This is a genomic window from Streptomyces sp. NPDC001515 (genome assembly GCF_053597115.1).
Window position 1 is genome coordinate 38299 of record NZ_JBSFHN010000038.1, and the last position, 15854, is coordinate 54152.

The 15854-nt window shown below is 74.1% G+C and carries 12 protein-coding genes; 4 read left to right on the forward strand and 8 right to left on the reverse strand.

Annotation, left to right across the window (positions count from 1 at the left end; all coding sequences use genetic code 11):
* Positions 1–10: 10 nt before the first annotated feature.
* Together mycP and ACWCXC_RS31150 are read right to left on the reverse strand one after the other, a co-directional pair.
* Positions 11–1252, reverse strand: coding sequence for a type VII secretion-associated serine protease mycosin (mycP, locus tag ACWCXC_RS31145; protein WP_450683320.1), 1242 nt, complete (start codon positions 1250–1252; stop codon positions 11–13).
* Positions 1249–2133: a hypothetical protein gene (locus tag ACWCXC_RS31150; RefSeq protein WP_450891179.1), complete on the reverse strand. Its 885-nt coding sequence runs from the start codon at positions 2131–2133 to the stop codon at positions 1249–1251. Before ACWCXC_RS31150 ends, mycP begins: the two co-directional genes overlap by 4 nt.
* A 1264-nt stretch (positions 2134–3397) precedes the next feature.
* Between ACWCXC_RS31150 and ACWCXC_RS31155 the strand changes: the two genes are divergently transcribed.
* A complete protein-coding gene (locus tag ACWCXC_RS31155) occupies positions 3398–4600 on the forward strand; it encodes an amino acid deaminase/aldolase (RefSeq protein ID WP_450683322.1) in 1203 nt (400 codons plus the stop codon).
* Positions 4601–4731: 131 nt separating this feature from the next.
* Here the strand turns inward: ACWCXC_RS31155 and ACWCXC_RS31160 are convergent, their stop codons facing one another.
* Positions 4732–5841: a hypothetical protein gene (locus ACWCXC_RS31160; protein WP_450683323.1), complete on the reverse strand. Its 1110-nt coding sequence runs from the start codon at positions 5839–5841 to the stop codon at positions 4732–4734.
* A gap of 157 nt (positions 5842–5998) precedes the next feature.
* Here ACWCXC_RS31160 and ACWCXC_RS31165 point away from each other — a divergent pair, with 157 nt between their 5' ends.
* Both ACWCXC_RS31165 and ACWCXC_RS31170 read left to right on the forward strand, forming a co-directional pair.
* On the forward strand, positions 5999–6820 hold the full coding sequence (locus tag ACWCXC_RS31165; RefSeq protein ID WP_450891180.1) for a hypothetical protein: 822 nt from the start codon (positions 5999–6001) through the stop codon (positions 6818–6820).
* Between the two features lie 252 nt (positions 6821–7072).
* Complete coding sequence (locus tag ACWCXC_RS31170) at positions 7073–8137, forward strand: class I SAM-dependent methyltransferase (RefSeq protein ID WP_450891181.1); 1065 nt, start codon at positions 7073–7075, stop codon at positions 8135–8137.
* 11 nt (positions 8138–8148) lie between these two features.
* On the opposite strand, the gene ACWCXC_RS31175 is transcribed toward ACWCXC_RS31170, so the two are convergent.
* Both ACWCXC_RS31175 and ACWCXC_RS31180 read right to left on the reverse strand, forming a co-directional pair.
* Positions 8149–9108 carry an aminoglycoside phosphotransferase family protein gene (locus tag ACWCXC_RS31175; RefSeq protein WP_450891182.1) on the reverse strand — a complete coding sequence of 320 codons (960 nt, stop codon included), beginning with the start codon at positions 9106–9108 and terminating at the stop codon, positions 8149–8151.
* A gap of 160 nt (positions 9109–9268) precedes the next feature.
* On the reverse strand, positions 9269–10201 hold the full coding sequence (locus ACWCXC_RS31180; RefSeq protein WP_450683327.1) for a LysR family transcriptional regulator: 933 nt from the start codon (positions 10199–10201) through the stop codon (positions 9269–9271).
* A gap of 71 nt (positions 10202–10272) precedes the next feature.
* On the opposite strand from ACWCXC_RS31180, the gene ACWCXC_RS31185 reads away from it, so the two are divergent.
* Positions 10273–11421 (forward strand): TDT family transporter, encoded by a 1149-nt coding sequence (locus ACWCXC_RS31185; protein WP_450891183.1) that lies wholly within the window; start codon positions 10273–10275, stop codon positions 11419–11421.
* A gap of 15 nt (positions 11422–11436) precedes the next feature.
* Here ACWCXC_RS31185 and ACWCXC_RS31190 read toward each other — a convergent pair whose 3' ends face one another.
* The 3 genes from ACWCXC_RS31190 to ACWCXC_RS31200 form a co-directional block, all read right to left on the reverse strand.
* Positions 11437–11982, reverse strand: a complete 546-nt coding sequence (locus ACWCXC_RS31190) for a helix-turn-helix domain-containing protein (RefSeq protein ID WP_450683329.1) — start codon at positions 11980–11982, stop codon at positions 11437–11439.
* A 153-nt stretch (positions 11983–12135) separates the two neighbouring features.
* Positions 12136–14769 carry an ABC transporter permease/substrate binding protein gene (locus ACWCXC_RS31195; RefSeq protein WP_450891184.1) on the reverse strand — a complete coding sequence of 878 codons (2634 nt, stop codon included), beginning with the start codon at positions 14767–14769 and terminating at the stop codon, positions 12136–12138.
* Complete coding sequence (locus ACWCXC_RS31200; RefSeq protein WP_450683331.1) at positions 14762–15826, reverse strand: quaternary amine ABC transporter ATP-binding protein; 1065 nt, start codon at positions 15824–15826, stop codon at positions 14762–14764. Before ACWCXC_RS31200 ends, ACWCXC_RS31195 begins: the two co-directional genes overlap by 8 nt.
* Positions 15827–15854: the final 28 nt, after the last annotated feature.

The window sequence follows — 15854 nt, forward strand, 5'->3', positions numbered from 1 at the left end:
GGGACGGCCGTCAGCGGCGTCGGACGCGGGGTCCACGGCCGCGCCACAGCAGGACCGCCAGGGCGAGCAGGACCGCGCCGAGGCCGCCCGCCGCCGGGGCGATCCAGCCGGCCGGTCCGTCGTCCGGGCGGGCGGGGGCGGGGCCCGATCCGAAGTACCGCTTGCGGTAGCCGGCGGTGGAGTCGGCGCGCGCGTCCTCGGGGCGCACCGCGGCGCCCGCCTTGATGGCGGCGGCCGGGTCGACGATGCCGTAACCGCGCGCGTCGTCGCGGCCGCCGGACGGGGCGTCGCGCGCGGTGTCGGTGAGGAGCTTTCGGATCTGGGCCGGAGTGAGCCCGGGGTGCGCGGCGCGGACGAGGGCGACGGCGCCGGAGACGAAGGCGGCGGCGGCCGAGGTGCCCCACTCCACGTAGTACTTCCGGTCGGGCGCGGGGACGACGATGTCGACGCCGGGTGCGCTCACGGTGGCGTACCAGCGGCGGGTGGAGAAGGAGGCGTGGGTGCCGTACCGGTCGACGGCGGCGACCGCTATCACGCCGGGGTAGGCGGCCGGGTACGAGATGTGGTCGCCCTTCTCGCCGCCGTTGCCGGAGGAGGCGACGACGACGGCGCCCTTCTTCAGGGCGTACTGGACGGCGGCGTCCTCGCCGGGTTCGGGGTGTGCGGAGGCGCTGTCGTCGCCGAGGGAGAGGTTGATGACGTCGGCACCGTGGTCGGCGGCCCAGCGGATGCCGTCGGCGAGCGCGGTCCCCCGGGTCTTGCGGGCCTTGGCGCGGGCGGGGTCGCCGGCTTCGAGGATGACCCGGACGGGCAGGATCCGCGCCTCGGGCGCCACGCCGAGGACGCCCGCCTCGCGTCCGTCGCCGTGGCCGCGTCCGGCGATGATCCCGGCCATGGCCGTGCCGTGCCGGGCCCAGGAGCGGTCCCCGCGTGCGGCGCCGAAGCCGATCAGGTCCTTGCCGGGGAGGACCTGGCCCGCGAGGTCGGGCAGGGTTCCGTCGACGCCCGTGTCGACGACGGCCACGGTGATTCCCTTGCCCCGGGTGGTCTTCCACGCCTTCTCGGTGTGCAGGGCGTCCAGGCCCCACTGCTGGGCCCGTATGGTGTCGGCGCCCGCGGGCGTCACGGGCAGCAGGGCGAGCGCGGTGGCGGCGCAGACCGTGCCGAGGAGCCGGCCGGAGCGGGCACGGCGGCTCGTCCCGGCTTCTCCGTCACGGCGGCTCGTGCGGGTTCCTCCGTCGCGGCGGCTCATTCGGGCTTCTCCGTGAGGTCGGCGACGGTGCGGCGCAGTCCGCGTTCGATCCGGTCGGCCACGCCCCTGGCCTCGTGCCCGAGTCCGGCCTGGGCGGCGGGGGTCGTCGCGTTCGGCACCATGGCCTTGTCGGCGGGCTGCGGGTCAGCCACCTTCCGCCCGTCGGCGAATCCGGAGACGGAGAACATGACGACGGGCACCTCGGTCAGGACGTGCACGGTCCAGCTGGCCCGCTGCCGGTCGCCGAAGCCGGCGGCCGGGGTGTTCTTCACGGCGTACGGACGGGGCATCAGATCGGCGCGGGTGTCGAGGTGTTCGGCGGTGAAGCGGTTGCTCAGCGTCCGCATGCCTTCGGCGTCGGCCTCGGTGAAGACCATGCCGACGGTGATCACGCTGCTGCGTGTGGCGTCGGTGTACGTGGCGCGCAGCAGCCGGGCGCAGCCGGCCTGCGCCAGGGCCTTGAGGAGGAGGGGGTCGAGCCCTTCCGCGCAGCCGCTGTCCGGCGCGACGGCGATCCGGGTCCAGACCCGGTCGGAGCGGCCGGGCCCGGCTCCGTCGCCCTTGAGCGTGCGCGGGAACAGCGTGTCCACCGGAATGCTGTGCCAGGCGGCGGCGCCCACGGTGTACGCGCTGTGCTCCGCCGGATCGGCCTCCGAGTCGCTGATCAGCCAACTGCCGGTGGCCGCCCCGCCGATCAGCCCGAGCCCGAGGACGACGCAGACGGCGGCGGCCGCCGTCCTGAACGGGTGCCGGTCCCGCACCGGCCGCAGCCGCGCGGTCGTCTCGGCCGGCGTCTCGGGCGGCACCGCGGTGTGCAACGGCCGGTAGGCGTAGGGCGCACCCACCGCCCCGCCCCCGGTGGGCGGCCCTCCGAGATCCACCGCCCCCACGGGCCGCCGCCGGGTCGTCGGCGGGGTGGGCGGCAGCGGCGGAAGACCGGCCGCCGGGCGCCCGCCGGGCGCCGGAGCGTGCGCCGGCGGCACGGGCCGCAACCGCGCGGTGGTCTCGGCGGCCGACGGTCCCCCGGCCCGGGCCGCCTCGGAGGGCCGGGGCGCGGGGGGTGCGTGGGTCCCGCGCGCGGCCGGGGCCGGTCTGGCCTCCGGTTCCCGCTCGGGAGTGCCGGTACGGGGCGGGGCCCCGGGCTCCGGCTGACGCGTGCGGGTGCCGGGTGCGGCCCCCTGCTCCGGGGAGTCGGCGCCCGATGCGGGGCCCGATGCGGCCGGGGGCCGTGGCGTCGGAACCGGCGCGCTCGGGGGCGTGGACGCGGACGGCCCGGAGGGGGCCGGGGCCTGGGTGGGCGACGGTGAGGCGGGTGGTGTGGCGGGGCCGACGGCACGGTCGGGCGTGCGTGGCGGAGGCGCGGTGGGCGGTATGGCCGGGGGTACGGGCTCCCGCCACGCGTTCCCGTCGTCGCCGGTACGGGCGGAGCGCGCTGCGGGGACCGGGGCGGAGGCGGGGTGTGCGGGCGCGGGAGCCTCGGTCGGGGTGGGCGTCGCGGCGGAGGCGGAAGCGTCGTACGCACGGGAAGCGGGCGTCCCCTTCGCGGTGGACGCAGGGGCCGGCGCGGGGGTGGGGGCGGGCGGGGCCAGGGGTGCCGGGGGCGGCACGGCCGGGCCCGGCACGGCGGCGGAGGCCGGGGCGGCGTCCCGGGTCGGCGGTGCGGCAGGCGGTGCCGGTTCCGCGGCGGGTGCGGGGGGAGGTACCGGTGCCGCCTCCCGGGACGGCTGCGCGGAGGCAGGGACCGGTGCCGCCTCCCGGGTCGGCGGCGCGGGCGCGGGCGCGGAGGCAGGCCGAGGGGGCCCCGTCGGAGCGGGGGCGGCGGTCGGGGCGGGTCCCGTGGTGGGTGGTGCCGTGGTCGGCGGGGTCGGTGGTGCGGTGGGGGGCGGAGGGACGCGGGGTGGGGTGGTCGGGCGCGGTGGGACGGGAGCGCGTTGCGCCTCGGTACTCATCCGCCCCCCTGGTCCGTTCCGTACCGCCCGTGTGATCCGCCCGCACGGGCAAGCGCGTCGCTCGCCGCGTGCCCGTCACTCTACGGGCTGCGGTGGCCCCGGTGGGAGCGGACGCCGGGCCGGCCGGGCAGGGGTGGGCCGATCTGCGCGGATCGTCCCCCTACCCAGCGGTACGGTCGTCTGGCAAGCTGCGGCCATGACTGCCCGTGCCGCTGACCGGACCCGCTACAACCGGGCCACCGCCCATCTCGACGCCCCGCTCGCCGTCGTCGATCTCGACGCGTTCGACGCCAACGCCGACGACCTCGTCCGGCGGTCGGCGGGGAAGCCGATCCGGGTGGCCAGCAAGTCGGTGCGGTGCCGGGCGCTGCTGGAACGGGTGCTGGCGCGGCCCGGGTTCGCGGGGATCATGTCGTTCACGCTCGCGGAGTCGCTGTGGCTGGCGCGGGCCGGTTTCGAGGACGTGCTCCTCGCCTATCCGTCGGCGGACCGGGCGGCCTTCGCCGAGCTGGCCGCCGATCCCAAGCTCGCCGCCGCGGTGACCGTCATGGTGGACGACCACGCGCAGCTGGAGCTGATCGACGCGGCGCGGGCCGGGGGCACCGAGGAGATCCGGGTCTGTCTGGAACTGGACACCTCGCTGCGGATGCTCGGCGGCCGGGTGCGCATCGGCGCCCTGCGCTCCCCGCTGCGCACCCCCGGCCAACTGGCGGAGCTGGCCCGGTCGGTGGTGCGCAGGCCGGGGTTCCGGCTGGTGGGGCTGATGGCGTACGAGGGGCACATCGCCGGGGTGGGCGACTCGGTCGCGGGTCGGCCGCTGCGCTCCCGGGCGATCCGGCTGATGCAGGCCACCGCGCGCAAGGAGCTGGCGGCGCGGCGGGCCGAGGTGGTGCGGGCGATCCGTGCCGTGGCGCCGGACCTGGAGTTCGTCAACGGCGGTGGCACCGGGAGTGTGCAGCACACCGCGGCGGAGGACGCGGTCACCGAGATCGCCGCCGGATCGGGCCTCTACGTACCCCGGCTCTTCGACAACTACACCTCGTTCAGCGCCCGTCCGGCGGCCCTGTTCGCTCAGCCCGTGGTGCGGCGGCCCGGGGTGGGCGTGGTGACCGTGCTCGGCGGCGGCTATCCGGCGTCCGGTGCGGCCGGTGCGGACCGGCTGCCGGTCCCGTACCTCCCCGAAGGGCTGCGCTACGACCCGCAGGAGGGCCCCGGCGAGGTGCAGACGCCGCTGCTGGGCGCCCCCGCCGACGATCTGCTGATCGGTGACAAGGTGTGGTTCCGGCACGCGAAGGCCGGAGAGCTGTGCGAGCGGTTCGACACGCTCCAGCTCATCGAGGGCGACCGGGTGACGGCGACCGTGCCGACGTACCGGGGCGAGGGCCTCACGTTCCTGTGATCCGCCGGGCCCTCACGGCGCGATCGAGCTGCCGGCGCCCCCGCCGGTCGCGCTGCCGCCGGGCGGCCTGACACCCCGTCCCGTGTGAGGGTGTGACGCGTCGCCTCACCCCAGGACCTCTCCCGGGTGGGTCAGCGGCCGGTCGCGGGGCGGGAGGCGGCGCTACGGGGAACGGCGTACCGGCCCCGGAACCGGAACCGGGGCCTGGAGGGCACAGTGCCCTTCACGGGCTCCCCGCCCTTCACCGGGGCCACGTCCTTCACCGGCGGCGGCAGTTCCTCGCGGGCGGCCGGCTCGGGGGTGTGCAGGTCGTCGAACCTGCGCCAGCCGTCCCAGGTGCGTATGTCGGCGTCCACCCGTGGTTTGAGCGGGGCGAAGCGACCGAGTTCGAAGTCGTCGCCGGCCAGGTCGAACCAGCGCTCGCCGAACACCTCGGTCCCCAGACCGCCCGCCTTGGCGGTCAGCCGGACGAGCATCCGCACCGATTCGGCGCCCGCCAGGTCCGTGCCCTGTATCCGGGTGATCGGCAGACTCGGCACGGCCGCCTCGACGGGGATCCAGACGGTGAACGGGGAGCCCCGGTCCATGACGAACCAGTTCCGCTCCTCCGCCGGACGGCCCTGCTGGTCCAGCACGCGCAGCGGCTGCTTGTAGAAGACCGGGGTGCCGTCGTGCGGCGAGGTGCGCAGGTACCAGAGGTAGACGCGGGCGGTCAGATCGATGATGGAGAGGTTCTCCATCCGGTTGTAGAACCGCACGGCGATGATCCGCTCGTCGCGCCCCGCGTGCTCCTCGGCGAACTCGCGGGCGTCGGCCTGGTGGGCGTAGCTGAGGCTGACCTTGCGGCGCCAGACGAAGGGCTGTACCGAGAACAGCTTGATGAAGACGACGCCGATGAGGGTGGCGGGCACGACCGCGCCGATGACGGAGGCGATCGTGGAGAGGACCTCGTGGGCGGTGTTGCCCTCCTGCGGGCTGAGGTTGTCCGTGCCCACACAGGCCCTTAACGACTGGAGGGTGAGGATGAGCATCTCGTGCCAGTCGCCGAACCGTTCGGCCGTGCCGAGCGGGGAGCGCAGCGTCAGCGTCAGGCACGCGGCCATCACGGCCGACAGCAGGACCATGCCGCCGATGGCCAGGGCGAACAGCATCGGCACGGTCCGTTCGGCGATCCACCAGCGCAGCGAGGTACGGAACCTCGGATGCCCCCGCCCGCTGATCATCGCCCGTGTCAGCATCATCAAAGAGCCCCCCGTTCACGGTACTTGAGCAGAGAAGAGGCAATTCTAGCCACGCCGGACGGCACTTCCGGGCGGCGCACCTGCGCGTTCGCGGCCATCGCGGGCGGGCTGTGGGAAGCTCGCATCAGTCGACCGTGTCGCCGTAAGGAGAAGCAGGGTGCTGAACCGTTCGCTGCAAGCCCTCGGCCTTGCCACCGTGCCAGCCAAGGCCCCGCTCACCTATCCCGGACGTCCGATCACGGAACCGTCCCTCCTGCACCAGGGGTGTCTGCTGCAACTGGAGGCCGACGACGGCCCCGTCCAGGGCTGGAACGTCCTCACCGGCGACGGGCCGGTCCCCCTCGACGACCACCTCAAGGCGGAAGGTCTCGCTCCGCTCGCCGAGCGGCACCCCGCGGTCTCCGTCGGTTCCAACGCCTCCCCCGCCCAGCTGAACAACAAGCTGGTGAGCCGGGGGCTGTCGGGGACCGTACCGATGGTGCCGGTGAGCACCCGGGGCATCTCGATCGGGATGTGCGCGCACATCTACCCGGCCGGATACGTGGCGACCGCGCCGTTCGCCGACCGCACGGCCGAGCGGACGCTGGCGGTGACCTGGCTGGACGACGACCAGCTGAAGGCGGTCGACGAGACCGAACTGCCTTTCTACACCCGGGTGCTGCTCCCCCGGGAGGCGTACCCGATGCGGCTGCCGAACGGGACGCTGCTGGACGAGGCCCATCTGTACACCAGCGCGATGGGGCTGCTGGCAGGCCCGGACGGGGCGCCGCGCCCCGCCCACGGCGACCAGGCCGCGCTGCTCGGCGAACTGCTCGCCGCCTCGCCCCGGCTGCGGGAGCTGCTGGGTCCCGACCCCCAGACCTGGGTGGAGCGGGCCACGGGGGACCCGGCGGTGCGGGACGAGGGCACCCAGGTCTTCCGTGACGAGGGCTGGGTCGTGATGCTCGACGACTTCACTCCGTACGCCGTCGGCGTCTGAGCGGTGGTCCGGCGGCCGACGCGTGGCGCGGCCTCGGCGGCCCTCGCCCCCGACGGCGGGGCGCGGGCGTGCGTACGGCGGCCCGGTGGTCCCCCGGAAACGGCGGCGGCCCCGGGCGGCCGTCCACGCCCCCGCGGCGTAGCGTGGCGGACAGAAGCGTATCCGTCGCCGTCTCGTCGGGCCGCCCGGCCGTGAGTGCGCCGGCCGCCTGTCCCGCCTCCCTCCCGCGGCCCGGCGGCGAGAGGAGGAGCGATGTCCGTGACAGCACCGGACGAGGTGAAGCAAGAGGCGTTCGCGGGCCGCATGGTTCAGGTCGTCAACGACACCTGCCTGGGACTCATGGCGGGGCTGGGACACCAGACCGGACTGTTCGACACGATGTCCGGCCGGCCGCCGGGCACCAGTGCGCAGATCGCGGAGGCCGCCGGGCTGAACGAGCGCTACGTCCGGGAGTGGCTGGGCGCGATGGTCGTCGGGGGCATCGTCGACTACGACCCCGGGGAGCGGACGTACGCGCTGCCGCCGGAGCACGCGGCTTCGCTGACGCGGGCGGCCGGCCCCGACAACCTGGCCCGGATCGCGCAGGACTTCGGGATGATGGGCGAGGTGGAGCAGCAGGTTCTGGAGGCGTTCCGCACCGGGCGCGGGCTGCCGTACTCCGCCTATCCTCGCTTCCAGTCCCTCCAGGCCGAGGAGTCCGGGGAGGTCTTCGATCTGGCCCTGGTGGACGGGATCGTGCCGCTGGTGCCCGGTCTGCCGGAGCGGCTGCGGGCCGGGATCGAGGTGCTGGACATCGGCACCGGACACGGCCACGCGGTCACCGTGCTGGCCGAGGCGTTCCCCGCGAGCCGCTTCCAGGGGATCGACATGTCCGAGGAGGGCATCGCCGCCGCGCGGGCGGAGGCCGCCGCGCTGGGACTGGCCAACACCGCCTTCGACATCGGTGACTGCGCCGAGGTGGACGGCTCCTACGATCTGATCACCGCGTTCGACGTCGTCCACGATCTGGCCAGGCCGGCCCGTACGCTGGCCGCGGTCCACACCGCCCTGGCCGAGGACGGGGTGTTCCTGATGGGGGACATCGCGGCGTCGAGCCGACTGGAGGAGAACATCGACCATCCGCTCGGCCCGGCGCTCTACACGTTCTCGGTCTTCTACTGCATGAGCGTCTCGCTGGGCGAGGGCGGCGAGGGGCTGGGCACCGTCTGGGGCGAGCAGACGGCCCGCAGGATGCTCGCCGAGGCCGGCTTCGGTGACGTGCGGACGCGCCGGGTCGAGGGCGACATCCTGAACGTGTACTACGTGGCCCGGCGCTGAGCGGCCCCGGATCAGCCGTCGAGGCCGTGGTCCGGCCGGCGCCGCAGCCAGTCCAGCGCGGCCGCGCCCTGCGCGGCCTGGAACGCCCGGACGGTGGGCAGGCCCGGCGGGTCGGGGCGCAGTGAGTGGGCGACGAAGTAGCCGGCCAGTGCGGTGAGGACGGTGGTGACCCCGGCGGGGTCGGCGTCCCGGCCGAGCGGGTGCGCGGTGAAGACGGCCTCCGGGTCGGGGCCGCCCTGGGCCGCGACGCTCGGCAGCATGGCCAGCAGGTCGAACCAGGGCGCGGCGCGCCGGGCGTGCGGCCAGTCGACGAAGACGACGCGGTCCTCGGTGAGGAGGATGTTGTCGGCGCGCAGGTCGGCGTGGACGAGGGTGTCGCCGGTGGCGGGCGCCGCCCAGCCCGCTTCCCGTTCCGCGAGGGCGCCGAGGTGCCGGGCCGCCCAGGGGTCGAGCCGGCCGGTGTCCCCCGCCGCGTGCAGGCTCCGCCAGCCGGTGAACAGCGACGCCTCGCGTACGGCGATCTCCGGCGCGTCGAAGGGGGCGGGGGTGAGGAGCGCGGAGAGCCGGGCGACGGCGTCCAGGACGCGGTCGAGTTCGCCCCGGTCCCAGGGGACGCGCGGCTGGTGCCCGTCGATGTCCTCCAGCACGAGCGCGACCCGGGTCCCGTCGTCGTACGAGCCGAGCAGCGCCGGTACGGGGGCGTGGGGCGGCAGGGCCGCGGTGTGGCGGGCCTCCGCGCGGTGCAGATCGGGGCTCCCCGGGTTGGCCTCGGCGCTCACCGCCTTGACGAAGGCGCGGCGGCCGTCCGCGAGGCGGACCCGGGCGGCCACGCCGGGCGAGAATCCGCCGTTCTGGGTGCGGGCCTCGATGACCGGTGCGCCGAGGATGTCCTGCACGGCCTCGCGGACGACGGCGGGCAGATCGCCCCAGTGGTGGCGGACGCCCTCGGCGGGCGGGGCGGTGACGGTCATGGGGCCATCCTTCCCGTGCCGCGGATGTGCGGGCCAGCGATTTTCGGGGCCCCGGCCGTGTCCGGGCGACCGGCCGTGTCCGGGCGACCGGCCGTCTCCGGGCGACCGGCCGTACGCCCGGGGCGCGGCGTCCGGTGGTTCTCGGCGGAGTCGGGCGGGCTCAGTCGCCGGCCGGGCCGGACCGGGTGAGGGAGAGCAGGTCGCGGGCGGGTCCCGTGGGGCGGTGGCCGGAGGGCCAGACGGCGCGGAGCTGGCGGCGGAGGCGGACCCCGGCGATGGGCACCGCGACCAGGCGGCGGGCGGAGAGCTCCTCGCCGAGGGCCAGCTCGCTCAGGACGCAGGGGCCCGCGCCGCTCTCCGCCGCGCCCTTCACGGCGGTCGTGGAGGAGAGTTCGAGCAGGGGCGGCGCGAGCGGTCCGTGGACGGCGAGGGCGGCGTCCAGGACCTGGCGGGTGCCGGAGCCGTGTTCGCGCAGGATCAGCGGGGTGCCGGCCAGTTCCTCCGGGGTGAGCGCGGTGCGGCGGCGGGCCCAGGCGTGGGCGGGGGCGACGGCGACGACCAGGCGGTCGTGGGCGACGACGGTCCCGTCGAGCCCTTCGGGGACCGACAGCCCCTCGACGAAGCCCAGGTCCGCCTCGCCGCTCCGCAGCCGGCGGGCGACGTCCGCGGAGTTCCCGGCCAGCAGCGAGACGGCGGTGCCGGGCCGGGCGCCGCGCAGCGCGATGAGCCAGCCGGGCAGCAGATACTCCGCGATGGTCATCGAGGCGGCCACCCGCAGCCGGGAGTCGCGGCGGTCGCGCAGCGCCTGGGCGCCCGCGTCGAAGGCCTCGGCGGCCTCCACGACCCGGCGGGCCCAGTCGGTGACGAGCGCGCCCGCGTCGGTGAGCCGGGAGCCGCGCGGCGAGCGGTCCAGGAGGGTGAGGCCCAGCTGCCGTTCCATGGAGCGGATCCGGCTGCTGGCGGCGGGCTGGGTGATGCCGAGGTCCCGGGCGGCGCGGCCGAGGCTGCCGTGGCGGGCGACGGCGAGGAGCAGTTCCAGGGCGCCCAGGTCGGGGACGCGGTGGAACAGCGGTGCGGCGGGCTCACGGGACATAAGCCCACCTTATGACCTCATAGGGCGGGACTCCCTGGTGGGGGACGATCCGGGCACCGAAAATCGATGGCATGGCCATCTTTCCCCGCACCCTCCCCGCTCCCCCGATCTCCGGGACCGTCCGCCGCCCGGCGCTGCGGCACTTCGGGCCCAACTGGTACGCCACGGTGATGGGCACCGCCATCGTGGCGAGCGCGGGAGCCACCCTGCCGGTGGACGTGCCGGGACTGCGTCCGGTCTGCGCCCTGGTGTGGGCGCTGTCCGCGCTGCTGCTGGCCGCGGTGCTCACGGCCCGCGCCGGTCACTGGGCCGCCCACCGCGACCAGGCCCGCGCCCACCTCCTGGACCCGGCCGTGGCGCCGTTCTACGGCTGCCTGTCGATGGCGCTGCTCGCCGTCGGGGGCTCCGGGATGGTGGTGGGCCGGGATCTGATCGGGCACGGGGCGGCCCTGGCGCTGGACGTGGTGCTGTTCACGGCGGGCACGGTGACCGGCCTGGTGGCCGCCGCGGCGATCCCGTACCTGATGATCACGCGTCACCGCACGGAGCCGGGAAGCGCGTCCCCGGTGTGGCTGCTGCCGGTGGTGGCGCCCATGGTGTCGGCCGCGCTGGGGCCGCTGCTGGTGGCTGAGCTGCCGGCCGGCCAGGGCCGGGAGGCACTGCTGCTCGGCTGCTACGCGATGTTCGGACTGAGCCTGCTGGCGACGCTGGTGATGCTGCCACTGGTCTTCGCCCGGCTGGTCCACCACGGTCCGCTGCCACTGGTGCTGACGCCCACGCTCTTCCTGGTGCTCGGTCCGCTGGGCCAGTCGACGACCGCGGTGAACGCGCTGGCGGATGTGGCGCCGGGCGCGGTCGGGGCACCGTACGCGGCGGCCTTCGGGGCCTTCGCGGTGCTGTACGGGGTGCCGGTGATGGGCTTCGCCCTGCTGTGGCTGGCGCTGTCGGCGGCGCTGGTGGTGCGGGCGGTGCGGGGCGGGATGACGTTCGCCATGACCTGGTGGGGCTTCACCTTCCCCGTGGGAACGTGCGTCACGGGGGCCTCGGGGCTCGCCCGGCACACCGGTCTGGTGGCCTTCGAGTGGCTGGCGGTGGCGCTGTACGCGCTGCTGGTGGCGGCCTGGGCCGTGGCCGGGGCGCGGACCGTGCGCGGGCTGCTGGACGGGGCGCTGCTCGCCGCCCCGCGTCCGCCGGCGCCGCTCGCCGCCCGTACGGTCTGATCGGGCGCCGGGCGCTCAGCGCCTCGGGTCGAAGGTGGCGTCGATGTGCTCGGCGACGGCGACGAACAGCAGCCGGGTGCCGGGGACGGCGGCCCGCCAGCGGTGGCGCACCCCGCCGGAGAGGAAGAGCGTGTCGCCGCGCTCCAGCCGGTAGGCCTGGCCCTCGGCCTCGACCTCGGCGGCGCCCTCGACGACGTACAGCACCTCGTCGTTGCGGTGCTGGAACTCCCGGCCGGGGTCGATCTCGCCGGAGAACTCCACGGCGGTGAGCTGGTGGCGCCCGCGCACGACCGGGCGTACGCCCTCCTCCTCCGTGCCGCGCACCACGTCGACGGCGCGGGCCGAGTCCGCCGCCGCCCGCAGCCGGGCGGTGGTGGTCTCCAGTGCCTCGGCGACGCGGTCGAGGGAACGGGGGCTGGGTCTGGCCCGTTCGTTCTCGATCTGGCTGAGGAACGGCACGGACAGGCCGCTGCGGGCGGCGACAGCGGCCAGGGTGAGCCCCAGGGATCTGCGCTGTCGCCGGACCGCGGCACCCACCCGGAGTGTTTCCTTCTCGTCCATGTCCCGTCCCTCCCGACTCGCCATCCTCCCGGCTGCGAGCACCTTACGCACTCCGTTGCGCAAGGACGGCGGGTAATGGTGGGTCCGGACAGGCCGGAAGGGGTGGGTTCCGCCGTCGGCGGTGCCCACCCCTTCCGTCGTTCCGGGGCCTGGTCAGCTCCGCGGCGCCAGGGTGTCCGCGATGCCGGGGTTCTTGTCCATCCAGGCGCGCACCGACTCGGCCTCGTGGCCGGTGCCGCGCTTCTGGATCTCGTTCTCCAGGCCGGCGAGCTGGTCCTCGCTGAGCTTGAAGTCCTTGAACCACTTGGTCAGCCGCGGGTACAGCTCCGGGAACCGCTTGGAGGCGATGGTGTGCAGCCGGTCACCGTCGCCGAAGGCCTTCTTCGGGTCCTTCAGCTTGGTCATGGAGTACTCGCTGTACGCCCAGTGCGGGGTCCACAGCAGGACGGCGATGGGCTCCTTCTTGGCGTACGCGCGCTTCAGCTCGGCGAGCATGGCCGGGGTGGAGCCGTCGAGGACCTTGTACTCGCCGTCCAGTCCGTAGGCCGGGAGCACGTTCTTCTTCAGGTTCTCCATCGTGGCCGTGCCCGGCTCGATCCCGACGATGCGGTTCTTGAACCGCGACCCCTTGCCCTTGAGGTCGGCCAGGGACTTCACGTCCTTGACGTAGTCGGGCACCGCGATCTCCAGCGAGGTCGGGCCGTACCAGGACCCGATGTCGGTCAGCTTCGTGCCGTACGTGTCCCAGTAGTTCTTCTGGGTGTACGGGAGCCAGCCGTCGAACTGCACGTCGATCTGACCGCGGGACATCGCGGCGTACATCGGGCCGACCTCGAACTGCTTCAGGTTGACCTTGTAGCCGCGGTCCTCCAGGACGGCCTTCCACAGGTACGTGGCGGCGATGTCCTCCTCCCAGGGGAACCAGGCCATCTCGATCGGGCGGTCGCGCTCGTCCTTGCCGTTCGCGCCCTTGGGGGCGGCGTCGGCGACCGGGGTCCAGGCGTCGGCGGCATCCGGGTTGGCCTTGAGCCAGGCGCGGACGGCCTCCTGCTCCTTGCCGGAGCCGCTCTTCTGGATCTGCGCCTCCAGGCTGGTGAGCTGGTCCTCGGTCATCTTGAAGTTCTTCAGCCAGGCCCCGACCTCGGGGTTGTCGGCCGAGAAGCCCTTGCGGGCCAGCGTGTGGATGCCGTCGCCCTTGCCCCAGAGGTTCTTGGGGTCCTTGAGCTTGGTCAGCTCGTACTGGTTGTACGCCCAGTGCGGTGACCAGAGCGGAACGACGATCGGCTCCTTCTTGGCGTACGCGCGCTTCAGCTCGGCGAGCATGGACGGCGTGGAACCGTCGACGACCTTGTACTCCTTGTCCAGGCCGTAGCCCGGCAGGATCGTGTCCTTGAGAAGGCCCGTCTCACCGGCGCTCGGCTCGATGCCGACGATCCGGCCCTTGAAGTCGGACGCCTTCCCCTTCAGGTCGGTGAGCGATTCGACGCCCTTCACGTACGAGGGGACGGCCAGCTCCAGCGAGGTGGGGCCGTACCAGGAGCCCATGTCCTCCAGGCGGTCCTTGTACTTCTTCCAGTACGCGGCGTGCGTGACCGGCAGCCAGGAGTCGGTCTCGAAGTCGATCTGGCCGCCCGCCATGCCGGTGTACAGCGCGCCGGCCTCGTACTGCTTGACGTCGACCTCGAAGCCGCGCCGCTCCAGCAGCTCCTTCCACAGGAAGGTGGAGGCGATGCCCTCGTCCCAGGGGATGTAGCCCATGCTGATCTTCTTGCCGGCACCGATCTTCGCCGGGTCGGAGCCCGCGGTGCCGTCCGCGTCGGAGGAGCCGAACAGGCCCATGCCGCCGGCGACGAGGGCGAGGACCACGACGCCGACCACGGCCACGACGGGCTGCGGGCGGTGGTTCCACACCTTGAGTCCGCCGGCCATCGCCTGCGCCTTGGCGACCGCGCGGCGGCCGAGCGGGGAGACCTCGCGGCCCAGGGCTCCGGTCATGCGGTCCAGGTACATCGCCAGGATGACGATGGAGACGCCCGCCTCGAATCCGAGGCCCACGTCCACGTTGCCGATGGCGCGGTAGACGGAGCCGCCGAGGCCGCCGCCGCCGACCATGCCGGCGATGACCACCATGGACAGGCCCAGCATGATCACCTGGTTGACGCCCGCCATGATCGTGGGCAGGGCCAGGGGCAGCTGGACGCGCAGCAGGGTGTTGCGCGAGGTGGTGCCGAAGGCCTCGGCCGCCTCGACGAGTTCGCCGTCGACCTGGCGGATGCCGAGTTCGGTCATCCGCACGCCCGGGGGCAGCGCGAAGATGATGGTGGCGATGATCCCGGGGACCACGCCGACACCGAAGAAGATGACGCCGGGGATCAGGTAGACCATGGCGGGCATGGTCTGCATGAAGTCCAGGACCGGCCGGGTCACCGCGCTGACGGCCCTGGACCGGGAGGCCCAGATGCCGAGGGGGACGGCCAGTACCAGGGTCACGATCGTCGCGACGAGCACCAGGGTGAGGGTGTCCATCGCCTCGTCCCACAGCTCGACGGAGTCGATGAGGGCGAAGCCTGCGAACGCGAGGACCCCGGCGAGCAGACCCCGCAGCCACCAGGCGATGACAGCGACGATGCCCGCGAAGAGCAGGGGGGCGGGGGCGGAGAGCACGGCGGCGATGCCGTCGAACATGCCGCTCACCACGGAGCTGATGGCGTCGAAGAGCCAGGACAGATGGGACTGGAGCCAGTCGACGGCGGAGTCGACCCAGTCGCCGAGGTGGAGCCTAAACACCGGCCACCTTCTTCGCGGAGATCGGGGCGGCCGGCGTGGCGTCGGCGGGGGTCATCGGCTCGCCGAGGACGGCGAGCAGACGCTCCCGGGGGACGACACCGACGAGATCGCCCCGGTCGTCGGTCACGGCCACCGCGACCCTGCTGCGCGAGCAGGGCGTGAACAGCTCGATGATCGGCGTGGACTCGGTGACGGTGGCCGGGGTGGCCCGCAGCACGTCGTCGGCGCTCCGCAGCTCCTTGCCCTGGTCGCACAGGGTGCCCATGACGGTCTGCGTCTCGGCCATGATGGCGCCGGCGGTCAGCACCCGGGTGCGGTCCACGTCCTGGGTGAAGGAGGCGACGTAGTCGTTGGCGGGCGTGACGAGGATGTCCTCGGCGGTGCCGAGCTGGACGATCCGGCCGTCGCGCATCACGGCGATGCGGTCACCGAGGCGCATGGCCTCGTTGAGGTCGTGGGTGATGAAGACGATGGTCTTCTTCAGCCGCTTCTGGAGCTCCAGGAGCTGGTCCTGCATATCGCGGCGGATCAGCGGGTCGAGCGCGCTGAACGACTCGTCCATGAGCAGCAGATCGGCGTCGGTGGCCAATGCGCGGGCCAGGCCGACGCGCTGCTGCATGCCGCCGGACAGCTCGTCGGGCCAGGACTTCTCCCAGCCGGCGAGGCCGGTGAGCTCCAGAGCCTCGGTGGCGCGGCGCTCGCGCTCGGCGCGCGGGACGCCCTGCACCTCCAGGCCGTACCCGGCGTTCTCCAAGACGCTCCGGTGGGGGAAGAGCGCGAAGTGCTGGAACACCATGCTGATCTTGGTGGAGCGGACGTGGCGGAGCTCGGCGGGGCTCAGGGCGGTCAGGTCCTGGCCGTCGAAGAGCACCTGGCCGGCGGTGGGCTCCAGGAGTCCGTTGAGCATGCGCAGCAACGTGGACTTGCCGGACCCCGACAGACCCATCACGACGAAGATCTGGCCGGGCTCCACGGTGAACGAGGCGTCGATCACCGCGGCGGTCGTTCCGTCGGCGCGCAGCTCCTCGCGGTCCGTGCCGCTCTCCAGCATCCGCACGGCTTGATCGGGTCGTCTGCCGAACACT